12 protein-coding genes are annotated in these 12966 nt (G+C 61.5%); 5 read left to right on the top strand and 7 right to left on the bottom strand.

Going from position 1 to position 12966, the window contains the following annotated elements; genetic code table 11:
* Window positions 1-64: 64 nt before the first annotated feature.
* A complete protein-coding gene (locus B3N48_RS05845; protein WP_296180610.1) occupies window positions 65-1135 on the bottom strand; it encodes an AI-2E family transporter in 1071 nt (356 codons plus the stop codon).
* A gap of 45 nt (window positions 1136-1180) precedes the next feature.
* Window positions 1181-1432 carry a sulfurtransferase TusA family protein gene (locus B3N48_RS05840; RefSeq protein WP_296180609.1) on the bottom strand — a complete coding sequence of 84 codons (252 nt, stop codon included), beginning with the start codon at window positions 1430-1432 and terminating at the stop codon, window positions 1181-1183.
* Between the two features lie 147 nt (window positions 1433-1579).
* Between B3N48_RS05840 and B3N48_RS05835 the strand changes: the two genes are divergently transcribed.
* On the top strand, window positions 1580-3013 hold the full coding sequence (locus tag B3N48_RS05835) for a M48 family metalloprotease (RefSeq protein ID WP_296180606.1): 1434 nt from the start codon (window positions 1580-1582) through the stop codon (window positions 3011-3013).
* Window positions 3014-3194: 181 nt separating this feature from the next.
* On the opposite strand, the gene nadA is transcribed toward B3N48_RS05835, so the two are convergent.
* Window positions 3195-4253, bottom strand: coding sequence for a quinolinate synthase NadA (gene nadA, locus B3N48_RS05830; RefSeq protein WP_296180604.1), 1059 nt, complete (start codon window positions 4251-4253; stop codon window positions 3195-3197).
* Window positions 4254-4512: 259 nt separating this feature from the next.
* Complete coding sequence (locus B3N48_RS05825; RefSeq protein WP_296180602.1) at window positions 4513-5178, bottom strand: O-methyltransferase; 666 nt, start codon at window positions 5176-5178, stop codon at window positions 4513-4515.
* 92 nt (window positions 5179-5270) lie between these two features.
* Between B3N48_RS05825 and B3N48_RS05820 the strand changes: the two genes are divergently transcribed.
* Complete coding sequence (locus B3N48_RS05820; protein ID WP_296180601.1) at window positions 5271-5897, top strand: TetR family transcriptional regulator; 627 nt, start codon at window positions 5271-5273, stop codon at window positions 5895-5897.
* 96 nt (window positions 5898-5993) lie between these two features.
* Here the strand turns inward: B3N48_RS05820 and B3N48_RS05815 are convergent, their stop codons facing one another.
* Window positions 5994-6893: a LysR family transcriptional regulator gene (locus tag B3N48_RS05815; RefSeq protein WP_296180599.1), complete on the bottom strand. Its 900-nt coding sequence runs from the start codon at window positions 6891-6893 to the stop codon at window positions 5994-5996.
* Between the two features lie 178 nt (window positions 6894-7071).
* Here B3N48_RS05815 and B3N48_RS05810 point away from each other — a divergent pair, with 178 nt between their 5' ends.
* Complete coding sequence (locus B3N48_RS05810; RefSeq protein ID WP_296180597.1) at window positions 7072-7731, top strand: glutathione S-transferase family protein; 660 nt, start codon at window positions 7072-7074, stop codon at window positions 7729-7731.
* Window positions 7732-7923: 192 nt separating this feature from the next.
* Here the strand turns inward: B3N48_RS05810 and B3N48_RS05805 are convergent, their stop codons facing one another.
* Entirely contained in the window at window positions 7924-8079 is a 156-nt protein-coding gene (locus B3N48_RS05805; RefSeq protein WP_296180595.1) for a hypothetical protein, read from the bottom strand.
* Window positions 8080-8204: 125 nt separating this feature from the next.
* Window positions 8205-9059, bottom strand: a complete 855-nt coding sequence (locus tag B3N48_RS05800) for a hypothetical protein (RefSeq protein ID WP_296180593.1) — start codon at window positions 9057-9059, stop codon at window positions 8205-8207.
* 185 nt (window positions 9060-9244) lie between these two features.
* On the opposite strand from B3N48_RS05800, the gene B3N48_RS05795 reads away from it, so the two are divergent.
* Window positions 9245-10333: a DNA-3-methyladenine glycosylase family protein gene (locus B3N48_RS05795; protein WP_296180591.1), complete on the top strand. Its 1089-nt coding sequence runs from the start codon at window positions 9245-9247 to the stop codon at window positions 10331-10333.
* 100 nt (window positions 10334-10433) lie between these two features.
* Entirely contained in the window at window positions 10434-12905 is a 2472-nt protein-coding gene (locus tag B3N48_RS05790) for a PAS domain-containing protein (protein WP_296180588.1), read from the top strand.
* Window positions 12906-12966 lie beyond the last annotated feature (61 nt).

Here is a 12966-nt window from a genome sequence, read left to right as displayed (position 1 = left end):
GATGTACTGACTGACACGCCGCTTTCGCCAGCAAGCCGGCTCCCACAGGTTTTACCTCCCGGCACTACAACAACGGCGCCACCGTCGGCTCGTTGCGAGGCCAGGCGTCCAGCACGGCCTTGAACAGGGTCGCCAGCGGGATGGCGAAGAAAATCCCCCAGAATCCCCACAGCCCCCCAAACAGCAACACCGCGCAGATGATCGCCACCGGGTGCAGGCTGACCGTTTGCGAGAACAGCAACGGCACCAGCACGTTGCCGTCGAGAGTCTGGATGATGCCGTAGACTGCCATCAGGTAGATGAACTGGTCGCTCCAGCCCCACTGAAACAGCGCGATGAACGCCACTGGCACGGTCACCACGACCGCCCCGACGTAGGGCACGACCACGGAAATCCCCACCAGCATGGCCAGCAGCGCTGAATAGTTGAGCCCCATCGTGACGAACGCGATGTAGGTCACCGCACCGCAAATGAAGATCTCGATGACTTTTCCACGGATGTAATTGGCGATCTGGCGGTTCATTTCCTCGGCCACGCGGGTAATCAGCGTACGTTCGCGAGGCAGATATCCTCGGAACCATCGGCCAATCATCCGACGGTCCTTAAGGAAGAAGAACACCAGAATCGGTACCAGCACCAGGTAGATCATCATGTTGACCAGCAGCGGCAGGCTGGACAGCGAGAAGGTCAGCGCCCATTGGCCGAATTTGCCGATTTCACCCCGGGCCGCTTCGATGGCCTGCAGCACTTGCTCATCGGAAACCAGGTGCGGATAGCGCTCCGGCAGCAGCAACAGCAGCGACTGCCATTTGGCGAGCATGCCCGGCAATTCGTTGAACAGGGTGATCAACTGATGCCAAAGCAACGGCACCAACACCAGCAGAAACAGCGCCAGTGCCCCCATGAACAACGCGAAGACCAGCCCCACCGCGCCCTTTTCCGGCATTCGCAGGCGTTCGAGCTGCACGACCACGCCCTGCATCAGAAACGCCAGCACCAGACCGGCCAGCACCGGTGCCAGCATCCCCCCCAGGGTCAGTACGACCGTAAACCCCAACACCAACAGCACCGCCAGCACGACGGCCTCTTCATCCGAGAAGTAACGCTGCATCCAGTCGCGAAGCACTTTGAACATCGATGAACCTTTGGGGCAAAGGAGGTAAGCGGAGGGGTAAAACGATCAGGCCTTGCGTAACCAATAGCGATAGACACCGTCGGCCGCTTCTTCATGCACCAGTGCATGGCCCGCCAGTTTTGCGAACGTTCGGAAGTCACGCTGGGAGCCTGCATCGGTGGCGGTCACTTTGAGGACCGCGCCGCTCGCCAGGCGATTGAGTTCCATCTTGGCCTTGAGCAGCGGCAGCGGGCAATTCAGACCGCTGGCATCCAGCTCGGCATCGCTCGTCGCAGGGCGACCTACAGCGTCAGACATCTTTTTTCTCCGGGTAGACACATCCAAGTGACACAAAAATGGCCCCTGGATGAAGAATCTTCTTACAGGTTTGCAAGAATACCCCACTCTGGTCAGCAAGCCATTGAGCCAGCTACAGTAACGCCTTTCTGTCTCAGAGTTTCGTGCATGAATGTTCTGCGCCCCACACTGCTGACGCTTGCATGCCTGATGGCAACCCCGGCGTTCGCAGACGACCTGCCTTCGCTCGGCGACGCCAGTTCATCCATCGTTTCACCGCAGCAGGAGCACGACTTGGGTCGCGCCTGGCTGGGCCTGCTGCGTGCGCAGGTGGCACAGCTGTCGGATCCGCTGCTCAAGGATTTCGTTGAAACCTCGGTCTATCGCCTCGCTGAAACCAGTCAGGTGCAGGACCGTCGCCTTGAATTCATTCTGATCAACACCCCGGAAATCAACGCCTTCGCCGCACCCGGCGGAATCATCGGGGTCAACGGCGGCCTGTTCCTGCACGCCGAAACCGAGGGCGAATACGCAGCGGTGCTGGCGCACGAACTGGCTCACTTGTCGCAACGGCACTTCGCCAGGGGCGTTCAGGCGCAACAGCGGATGCAAGTGCCAGTGATGGCCGCGATGCTCGCCGGTATCGTCATGGCCGCTGCGGGTGCGGGGGACGCGGGGATCGCCGCCATCGCCGGGACCCAGGCGGCGGCGATTCAGGAACAAGCGCGGTTTTCCCGGCAGAACGAAGCCGAGGCCGACCGCATTGGCATCATGAATCTGGAAAAAGCCGGTTACGACCCCCGCAATATGCCGACCATGTTCGAACGTCTGGCACGGCAGTACCGCTACGACGCCAAGCCGCCCGAGTTTTTGATGAGTCACCCGGTGACCGAATCGCGGATCGCCGACACCCGTAACCGCGCCGAACAGTCCAAGCCAGGCGGCAAAGAGGACAGTCTCGCCTACCAACTGATGCGAGCGCGGGTGGCGCTGATTTATGAGGAAACGCCCGGGATGGCGGCCAAGCGCTTCCGCGCTCAACTGGCCGAAAGCCCGAAAAACGATGCCGCGCGCTACGGCCTCGCGCTGGCGCAAACCAAGGCGGGCCAGCTGAACGAAGCCCGGGAGAGCCTCAAGCCGCTGATCGACAAGGCGCCGGACAACATCACGTACAACCTGGCGTTGATCAACCTGGACATCACCAACAACCGCTTCCCCGATGCCGAGCAGCGGGTTGATCGAATGCTGGACAAATTCCCTGACAACTACCCGCTGAATCAGGCCAAGGTCGATGTATTGCTTAAGCAGTCCAAGGCGCCCGAAGCATTGAAAGCCCTGGAAACCCTGCTCAAGGGCCGCCCCGATGACCCGGACATCTGGAATCAGGTCGCCGACACCCGGGGTCTTTCGGGCAACACCATCGGCTCACACCAGGCTCGCGCCGAATACTTCGCGCTGATGGGCGACTTCAAACAGGCTGTCCAGCAGCTGGAATTCGCCAAGCGCCGGGCAAACAACAACTTCCAGCTGGCCTCGAGGATCGACGCACGGCAGCAGGAAATCATTGCGCAAGAGCGGGCGGTCAAAGAACTCATGAACTAGGGGGAAGCAGCTGCGAGTTCTGAGCTTCAAGCTGCAAGAGGAAAGCAGCTGTGAGTTTCAAGCTTCAAGCTTCAAGAGAAAAGCAGTGGAAAGCTTCAAGCCATGAGCCGCAAGCAAGACCGCAGCGACTCAGCTTTTTCTTACAGCTTGTAGCTTGTAGCTTACAGCTCGCGGCTGCTTCTTAGGCATTCCCTGAAAGCTTCAAACGCGCCGCCTGGGTGAAATCAAGCATGCGCTGCAAGGGTCGGACGGCCTGAGGGATGATCGCCGGGTCGACGAAAATCTCGTTGCTGCCGTCGCGCAGGCATTGCAGGGTGCGCGCGAGGGTGTTCATCGCCATCCACGGGCAGTGCGCGCAGCTGCGGCAGGCCGCGCCGTTACCGGCGGTGGGGGCTTCAATGAAGACTTTGTCCGGGCACAACTGCTGCATCTTGTAGAAAATGCCGCGGTCGGTGGCGACGATGAAGGTGTTGTTCGGCAGCGTCTGGGCGGCGTTGATCAATTGGCTGGTGGAGCCCACGGCGTCGGCGAGATCAATCACCGATTCCGGCGACTCCGGGTGCACGAGGATGGCGGCGTCCGGGTACAGCGCTTTCATGTCCTCCAGCTGACGCGACTTGAACTCTTCGTGGACGATGCACGCGCCGTCCCATAGCAGCATGTCCGCGCCCGTTGCGCGCTGAATGTAGCGCCCCAAGTGCTTGTCCGGCCCCCAAATGATCGTCTCGCCGTTGTCCATCAGGCTTTCGACGATTTCCAGCGCGCAGCTGGAGGTCACAACCCAATCCGCGCGGGCTTTGACTGCCGCCGAGGTGTTGGCGTACACCACCACCGTGCGCTCGGGGTGCTGATCGCAGAACGCTGTGAATTCATCGACGCCGCAGCCCAGGTCCAGCGAGCAGGTTGCTTCCAGGGTAGGCATCAGGATGCGTTTTTCCGGGGTCAGGATTTTCGCGGTTTCGCCCATGAAACGGACCCCGGCCACCAGCACGGTTTTCGCCGGATGATGCTTGCCGAAACGGGCCATTTCCAGCGAGTCGGACACACAGCCGCCCGTCTCTTCTGCCAACGCTTGAATCACCGGGTCGCAGTAATAGTGGGCGACCAGCACCGCGTCCTGCGCCTTGAGTTCGGCAGCGATCAGGCGTCGGTACTCGGCTTCTTCTTCCGGGGTCAGGGTTTTCGGCTGTTTGGCGTCGAGATGCGCCTGCACCAGGAGGCGTTCGGAAATCTGTGTCATGTTCGCAGGACCTGAGTGCGCGTATGCGCGAACGTCGAGTTTACACCTGAACAACAGGCAACGAAGAAAGCTGAAAACCCTCACGGTCATGAAGTTTCCAGCCCTGTGCACGCGTCGTGGCGCATGCATCGATGTGATCTCGCCGCGCACTTTCTCACGCTCGAGACCTTCGTTTTCAAGGCTCTTGAGAGAGGTCGCGCAAAGCGGCGGCGAATGTATCACGTAACCTGTTGAGCGATCACTTAACGACCGCAGCGCCTCAACCCAGGCGCATCGACAGCTCGACTTCCTGCGCAAACGGGATCGACAGATAGCCTTGCGCCACGGAGCGCACCCGCGCCAGGTAATCGGGGGCGTAATCCGCATTGTCGGCGATGATCAGCGCGCCTGGGCGCAGACGGCTTTCCACGAGGCTGAGAATCTCCGGATACAGCGCCTTGGCGCCGTCGAGCAGTACCAGATCGATGGATTCCGGCAAGTCGCGGCCCAACGTTTTCAGGGCGTCCCCTTCGCGGATTTCCACCAGATCGAACAAGCCGCCTGCGATCAGGTTGTCCCGCGCCTGAGCGACCTTGGACGATTCGAATTCGCTGGTGATCAACAGCCCGCCGCCGTTATCGCGCAGGGCCGCCGCCAGGTGCAGGGTCGAAATGCCGAACGAGGTGCCGAACTCGACCACCGTACGCGCCTTGCAACTGCGCGCCAGCATGTACAGCAAGGCGCCGGTTTCTCGCGAAACGGCCAGAGGAAAATCCTTGAGGCGCCCGTAGAAGTCCAGGTAATCGGTCTTGCTGCGCATCAGCCGCGACAGGTCTTCCCGGGACAATCCGGACAGTTCTGCGCTGTTCATCGGGGACTGCTCGTCAGCCGCCGCGAACAACCGCTCCAAAAGCGAGGCAACAGGGGATGTGGTCAACGTATTCATGGGTTTCTCCGGTGCAAACGATGCGGGGATCACATCGCCGGAATAGAATGCGATCAATCATTCACATTTGATAATCGCATTCCGGAGCCGCCGTGACCGATTCCCGCCACCCCCCGATTTCCCTGCGCAAGAAGCCCAAACAGGCCCGCTCAGAAGCGTCGATTTCGGTCATTCTCCAGGCCGCTACTCAGGTTTTGGCCAAAGAAGGCGCGAGCCGCTTCACCACCGCACGGGTGGCCGAGAAGGCGGGCGTCAGCATCGGCTCGCTCTATCAGTATTTCCCGAACAAGGCGGCGATTCTGTTCCGCTTGCAAAGCGATGAGTGGCATCAGACGACCGATCTTCTCAGCCGCATTCTGGACGACACGAGCGTCGCGCCCTTCGAGCGACTGCGAAACCTCGTACATGCGTTTCTCCGTTCGGAATGCGATGAGGCCGATCTGCGCGTCGCTCTGGACGATACCGCCCCGCTCTATCGCGATGCGCCTGAGGCCCGCGAAACCCGGGAAAAGGGCGAACGGGCCATCGTTCGCTTCATGGAGGAAGTGCTGCCACAGGCGGATGAGGCCAGCAGAAAGCGCGTCGGCGAGTTGATCACGACGACCATGAGCAAGGTGGGCAAAGCGTTTTCACAAACGCCTCGCACAGACGCTGAAATCGAAGACTACGCGGCGGCCATGTCTGACATGTTCTGCGCCTACATCGAGCGGTCAGCCTGACCCGCCGAGCATGCTCAGCCCTGGCCGACGCCAGGTGGCGAAGGAAGGGTCTCTACGATCAATCATTGAGACAGGGCGTTGTCCTGCAACCGAACGTTAATCGTCGTTGCCATTGGCCAACACCGCCATGAGGTGTTCGACCAGCACACGTACCTTGGCAGAAGGTTTCGGCCCCGACGGAAACACCGCAAATACCTTTAACGGTTCGAGTTCGTAGTCAGGCAGCAATCGAACGAGACTGCCATCGCGCAATGCCTCTGCGGCCATGATTGAGGTGACATTGGCGATGCCCAGACCTGCCGTGGCTGCGGCGAGAATACCGGGCGCGGCATCGATCCTGATTTTTCCGTGCAGCGTCACTGCATGCTGCACTCCGGCCCTGTGAAGCGTCCATGTGCACTGCTCTGTAACGCTGTGCTCATGCAGAAGGGCATCGTGAAGTCGCAGCGCTTCGGGGGATGTGGGCACACCCCGTATAGCCAGGTACGTTGGCGAAGCCACGAGCAGTCGTGACACGGACGCCATAGGCCGGGCGCCAAATGCGGAGTCCTCGAGGGTTCCCATCCGAATCGCGAGATCCACGCCGTCGACCACCAAATTCTGCCGCTCGTCTCGCATGGTGATCTCGACGCGCAGCTCGGGGTATCTCTTCAGAAAACTGTGCAAGGCCGGAATGACCACGCGCGTGCCGTACATGATCGGCACGGCAAGACGAAGGGTCCCGCGCAGGGAATCGATTCCGCGGGCGGCGTCTTCTGCGTCTGCCAGGTCAGCGGTCGCCTGTCGAGCGCGGTCCAGAAACGCGGCCCCCGCCTCTGTGAGCGCGACATTCCGGGTCGTGCGCAACAGCAGCTTCACCCCCAGCCGCGCCTCCAGCCCCGTGACGATACGCGACGTCGATGGCTGCGACAGGCCCAGGGTTTGCGCGGCGCGAGAGAAGCTCCCGGACTCTGCCACACGGGTGAAAACGTCGATCTCTAGCCAGCGATCAGTCATTCGGATTCCAAATAAGTGTTCTGCACAATGGCGGGATAATTTCGCAGGAAGAAAAAGTTTATCGTGTTTTCGTCGCGCCAGATGCTGGGCTCTGCTGCCGACCGGATCGACTCGGGAAAGCAGCCGACAGTTGGACACGTGACACCGACTTGAAATCAACACGCTCTGTGAGGAATACATGTCTATCAAAATTTATGGCGATGCGGGTTCGGGCAGTCTCCGTCGTGTGACCGCCGTCGCTGCGATGCTGAACATCGACATCGAACGCGTGCCTATCGATCTTTTCAAGGGCGAAAGTCACACCCCGGGATTTCTACAATTGAATCCCCATGGCCTGACCCCAGTGCTTCAGGAAGGGGATACCGTTCTCTGGGAAGCCTCTGCCATTAACCTCTACCTCGCCGAAAAAACGAATTCCGAGCTGCTGGGAAAGACGCCCGCCGAGAAGTTCGAGGTGTTGCAATGGATGTTCTGGTCAGGTGAGCAATGGCGGGTGTTTTCCACGCTGCTCTTCGATGAGTGGGCCGGGGCCATATTTATGGGGAAACCAAAGGTCGACGCAATCGTGCAGATGGCAACGGGCCGTATCCGAGACGCCGCCGGAGTGCTGAACGCCCACCTCGCGACTCGGCCTTTTATCGTGGGCGACGCGCTGACGCTCGCCGACATCGATATTGCCGCGCCCTTTTCGCAGTACACCCGGACCGGAGCGCCTTTCGGGGAGTTTCCCAACCTGGTCGCCTGGCAACAGCGACTGCTGGAGACCGTGCCCGCATGGGCAGCGACGCGCGATGAGGTCGAAAAACGGATAGCGGGTGCGCTTGAAGCCAACGGCTGACTGAAAAAAGGCGCCGCTGGTTGCTGTTGTTGCCCGGACATCATTCAGCCGTAGATCAGGCAATCCGGCCGTCAAACGATGCCGAACCCCGCGTCGGCCACGCCGACCGGGGCCATGCCGTTCTCGGCTTTAAGCGCCCTTGGGCGAACCGCGACGATGGCGCAAACCACCGATCATCGCGGGTCTGTACGCTCAGTAGACCGGGATGACATGGGGCGCCTCGATCCTGGCCTTGAGCCGGTCAACGAACGATTGCGCCTCTTCCATGCTGCGAAATGACACCGCGTAGTCGTTCAACATGACCAACCAATCCGGACCACAAACCGCTTTTTTGATCGCAATAACCATGCACAGATCTCCTCTGAGTCGTTCATTAGCCCTCGAAGAAAACCGAACAAACGCAACGAAGGTCAGCAGGGGTGGGGGTGAGTGAGTATGTACGGTGTTTCAGGATGCGCCAGTGAAACAGCGCGCTAATTCGACAAGCGACCCCGCGCCTGTGATGCGCAGCCATGGAACAGGTCAATGAGTGTGTCGCTCTTCAGCTTGGCGCCCCCCGGGGCATAAGTGATGCGCACGTGTAGGGCATCCGCCTCGACCGCGTCGATGATGCCGCCAATCTTGCCCTCGCCGAAGCCGATGGGATCACCCGCTGTCAGCGTCTCGAATATCCCGGGCGAGGTGCAACCGATGGTCGCGGGCGCTCGGATTTCGCCTGACGCGTTCATCAGCGCAGGCCGTCCGCTGTCGGCGTCCCGCGTGAGTATCAGCGTGTCGCCTTCCCGCAGCTTGATGCGCTGGCTCGCTTTCCGGGTGACGTCCATGATGCGCGCTGACCTTTTGCGACCGTGCCGTTTCTTCAGGTTCAAGGTCACGCCTGGCACCAGATAAGCGGTTTTGACCAGCGCGGCCCAGCAACCCGTTTCGTCTACATCGGTAATGCGCATCCGCCGCCTGGACTCCCGTGCATCGCTGAACGCGATGACATCGCCGACCACCAGCTTCGACAGCCACTTGCGGGGCAATTGAATGGCCTTCTCCCCTTCGACGGCCAAGGTGCCTTCAGCGTGCAACCACACGCGAGCGGGCTGAATGACCCGACCAAACACGTCTCGGCTTGGCCGCAGGCGAAGCACGGCGGGCGGCGGATCGATGGCGCCGGTTCGTAACAGGGCGCCAGGGCGTTCGGTCTCCTCGCCGCGACCTTCGCCGCTGCGCGAGCCTGGCGTTGACAGCCGATCCTGAAACACAGCCTGGGCACGCTCACGCAATAAGGGCTCGCGCGTCGCATCAAGGGGGGTGAAGTCGGCGGTCGGAATGGCGGTCATGGCAGGCTGCTCATCTCATGCAGCGCCGCAGACGACGGGCGCCGGATACGGCAGACGGCATGGCGGGTGGCTAATGTATCCACGTTTTTGTCTCAGCGCGATGGGAGCTTCCAAGCTAATCAGTGCAGGTGACATTTTTCTTACCGCTGCTGATTACGCGGTCGATAAACCGCGTCGATAGACCAATGGCTGCCCTGCGCTCGCCAGCTCACGTCCGCGCCCACAGCGGACCGAAGGTCAATGGCGTTGAATCTGCATCTGTTCACGGGCATCCGGCTCGGGCACTCTGGCGTCCAGCGTCGCCGTTCGCCGAGGCCGCTGTGGAGACCCTTTTGCTGACAGAGAACGTGATGAAGATCGTCGCCGGCATTCCTTCCGATGAGCTTGAGCTCCCCTTCACACCGCCCTTCGACTGGGTCCGGATGCTGCGCTTCTTTTCCGGCCGTGCCACGGGCGGCGTGGAAACCGTGGACGAAGACGTTTACTACCGAACCCTCGACATCGCCGGGGATACCGGGCTACTGAGCGTGCGCCGTGACCCGCTGCGCAACGTGCTGATCGCGCGCATCGACGGTGAAGCGAGCCGACACCTGGGCACGCTGACGCCCCGCCTTTCTCGCCTGTTCGATCTGCACACCCAGCCGGACGCCGTCCGCGAGGGCCTGAGTCAGGACCCTTGGCTGAGCCGCCTGCTCGATGCCGCGCCGGGGTTGCGCGTGCCCGGCGCCTGGTCCGGGTTCGAGCTGGTGGTGCGCACGATTGTGGGCCAGCAGGTCAGCGTCAAGGCCGCAACGACGATCGTTGGCCGACTGGTGGAGCGTGCAGGGACCGCCGCAGGTACACCGTCACATCCGCGCACGCCGTGGCATTTCCCGACCCCACGGGCGCTGGCCGAGGTCAACCTCGACCGCATCGGCATGCCCACCAAACGTGTGGCCACGCTGCAGCATTTTGCGCAAGTGGTGGCCGATGGCGAATTGGACATCGATCACGACGAACCGGATGTCGAGACGCTGCGCAAGCAACTGCTCGACCTGCCCGGCATTGGGCCATGGACGGTGGAATACGTCGCCATGCGCGCCTGGCGTGATGCAGATGCGTGGCCAGCGACCGACCTGGTATTGATGCAGGCCATCACCCGTGCGCTGCCGGACCTGATACGCAAATCGGACCAGTTGAAGCACGCTCAGGGGTGGCGTCCCTGGCGAGCCTATGTGGCGATGCACATGTGGAACGAAATCGCCGATCAGGCCGGCCAGGCCAGGGGCGGCTGAGCGAGATTGACGAAGGACAGCACGACGGCGGCGAGTGACGTAGAATCTTCCGACACTGCTGACATCCAAAACCTTACCTCATTGCTGCGAGCGGATGACCGTGTCTGATCAAGCGGGCGAAAAGCCCTCCATCGATTTGAGCCTCCAGGGAGGCACCTTTTCGCCGTTCGCACTGATCGAGCGGGAAAGGCATGTGCTGGGTCAGATTGCCTCGGGCATTCCGCTCGCTGACGTGCTCAGCAATCTGCTGCTGGCTGTGGAATCCCAGAGCACTGACATGAAGGCCTCCGTGCTGTTCCTCAGCGAGGACGGGCAGTACATGCTGCACGGGGCCGCGCCAAGCTTGCCGACCCCCTACAACGAAGTGGTTCATGGCATCGCCATCGGTGAGGGCATCGGCTCCTGCGGTACGGCTGCATGGCGCGGCACCCCGGTTTACGTCGATGACATTGCCACCAGCCCGTTGTGGGAAGGCTACACCGACCTGGCGCTCTCTCACGGTCTGCGGGCCTGTTGGTCGATGCCGATCAAAGCGGCGGATGGCGTCGTGCTGGGGACCTTCGCGGTGTACTACGCCGAACCACGCTCGCCGACCCCCAGTGATATCGAAGCGATGTCGGTCCTTGCGCAAACGGCAGCGCTGGCCATCGAGCGCCATCGCGCCGATCAGCGCCTGCGTCTCAGTCAGGACGAATTGCGCGACCTCAATTCCCAGCTGGAAACCAGGGTCAACGAGCGCGTCACCGAGCGCAGCCGCACCTGGTTGCTCAGCCCGGATTTGCTCTCCGTCATCAACGCTCAAGGCATGATCGAGGCGTCGAACCCGGCGTGGACCATCGCATTGGGGTGGTCGCCCGAAGAGCTCAAGACCGCTTTTCTGTCCTTCGTGCATCCCGACGATCTTGTGGCCAGTCAGGCGATTTTCAGTCAGGCGATCAAGGGCCGGCCCATTTCACGGTTTCAGAATCGCTACCGACACCGCGATGGTAGCTACCGCTGGCTGGCGTGGGTCGCGGTGCTGGAGGGCGGCAAAATTTATTGCAGCGGGCGCGACATCACGACGGAAAAGGATCAGGCGGCGAACCTGGCGATGCGCACCCGCGAGCGCGACCGCGCGTGGGGTTTATCCCAGGAATTATTGGTCATTGCCTCGCCCAATGGCACGCTGGACGAGGTCAACGCGCGCTGGACCGAACAGCTCGGCTGGTCGGAGCGGGAACTGGTCGGCACCACGTTTTCTGATTACACCCACCCTGATGACCTGCTTGCGGCGTTCGCCGCCTTCACCGGGATCTTCGAGGCGCCGTTGATCACGCCGTACGAATTTCGGCTGCGGCACAAGGACGGCACGTACAAATGGTTCAGTTGGACCGGCACCTTTCAGGACGGTCGCGTCTACGCCGCAGGTCGGCACGTCACCACCGAAAAGGAACAGGCCGAAGCCCTGCGCCAGTCGCAGAAAATGGAGGCAGTGGGTCAGCTCACGGGCGGCGTGGCCCACGACTTCAACAACCTGCTGACGGTCATTCGCTCCTCGACCGACCTGCTGATGCGGCCGTCGCTCACGGACGAAAAACGGCTGCGCTACGTGACCGCCATTTCCGAAACCGTGGACCGGGCCGCAAAACTCACGGGCCAGCTGCTGGCGTTCGCGCGGCGGCAAGCCTTGCAACCCGAGGTGTTCAGCGTCTGCGACAACGTCCGCGCGATCACCGCCATGATGGACACGCTCACCGGCTCGCGCATCGAAACCGTGATCGAACTCACCGACGCGCCCTGTTTCGTGGACGCCGATCCCAGTCAGTTCGACACCGCGCTGGTCAACATGGTCGCGAACGCACGGGACGCCATGCAGGGCGAGGGCAAGTTGTCGATCGCGGTGCGCGGCGTTGAATCCATGCCGGCCATTCGGTTGCATCCTGCGGCCCATCAGCCTTTCGTAGCGGTGTCCATTACCGACACCGGCTCGGGGATTCCGGCGCCCCAGCTGGACCAGATCTTCGAACCCTTCTACACCACCAAAGGGGTCGGCGAAGGCACGGGGCTGGGGCTCAGTCAGGTATTCGGTTTCGCCAAACAGTCCGGGGGCGAAATCGCGGTGGTCAGCGAGGTGGGCAGGGGCACGACGTTTACGCTCTACCTGCCGCGTGTGAAGGCGCGAGGTCGGGCGCTTGATCAAAGGCAGCCCCCTGCCGAACTTGAAGACGGGCATGGTACGCGCGTCCTGGTCGTGGAAGACAACACCGACGTCGGGACGTTTGCGATTCAGGCGTTATCTGAGCTGGGCTATGTCCCGACACTGGCACGCAGTGGGCAAGAGGCGCTGACGCACCTGCACGCGGCGCCGAACGCGTTTGATGTGGTGTTCTCCGACGTGGTGATGCCGGGGATGAGCGGCGTGGAGCTGGCTCACGCGCTGCGCAATAGCTTCCCCCACCTCCCGGTGGTGCTGACCTCGGGCTACAGCCACGTGCTGGCGGAAAACGGATCGGCGGGCTTTGAACTGCTGCACAAGCCCTACTCCATCGACCAGCTGTCGCGCGTGCTGTTGAAGGTCTCGGCCAGAACCTGAGCGTCGGTTTCAGGCGAGCGTGTGCGGCAAAATCTCGACGTCTCGCGACGAGGGTGTTTTG

The sequence above is a fragment of the Pseudomonas sp. UBA1879 genome (assembly GCF_002338065.1).
GTDB lineage: Bacteria > Pseudomonadota > Gammaproteobacteria > Pseudomonadales > Pseudomonadaceae > Aquipseudomonas.
The sequence above is the reverse complement of the archived record's forward strand: the minus strand, read 5'-3'. Positions and strand labels throughout refer to the sequence as shown.

What these genes read in the sequence shown, in the direction of transcription:
- B3N48_RS05845 (WP_296180610.1), bottom strand. Translation starts at nt 1,135, where the DNA reads ATGTTCAAAGTGCTTCGCGACTGGATGCAGCGTTACTTCTCGGATGAA.
- B3N48_RS05805 (WP_296180595.1), bottom strand. Translation starts at nt 8,079, where the DNA reads ATGGTTATTGCGATCAAAAAAGCGGTTTGTGGTCCGGATTGGTTGGTC.
- B3N48_RS05825 (WP_296180602.1), bottom strand. Translation starts at nt 5,178, where the DNA reads ATGAATACGTTGACCACATCCCCTGTTGCCTCGCTTTTGGAGCGGTTG.
- B3N48_RS05815 (WP_296180599.1), bottom strand. Translation starts at nt 6,893, where the DNA reads ATGACTGATCGCTGGCTAGAGATCGACGTTTTCACCCGTGTGGCAGAG.
- B3N48_RS05810 (WP_296180597.1), top strand. Translation starts at nt 7,072, where the DNA reads ATGTCTATCAAAATTTATGGCGATGCGGGTTCGGGCAGTCTCCGTCGT.
- B3N48_RS05840 (WP_296180609.1), bottom strand. Translation starts at nt 1,432, where the DNA reads ATGTCTGACGCTGTAGGTCGCCCTGCGACGAGCGATGCCGAGCTGGAT.
- B3N48_RS05800 (WP_296180593.1), bottom strand. Translation starts at nt 9,059, where the DNA reads ATGACCGCCATTCCGACCGCCGACTTCACCCCCCTTGATGCGACGCGC.
- B3N48_RS05795 (WP_296180591.1), top strand. Translation starts at nt 9,245, where the DNA reads ATGGCTGCCCTGCGCTCGCCAGCTCACGTCCGCGCCCACAGCGGACCG.
- nadA (WP_296180604.1), bottom strand. Translation starts at nt 4,253, where the DNA reads ATGACACAGATTTCCGAACGCCTCCTGGTGCAGGCGCATCTCGACGCC.
- B3N48_RS05835 (WP_296180606.1), top strand. Translation starts at nt 1,580, where the DNA reads ATGAATGTTCTGCGCCCCACACTGCTGACGCTTGCATGCCTGATGGCA.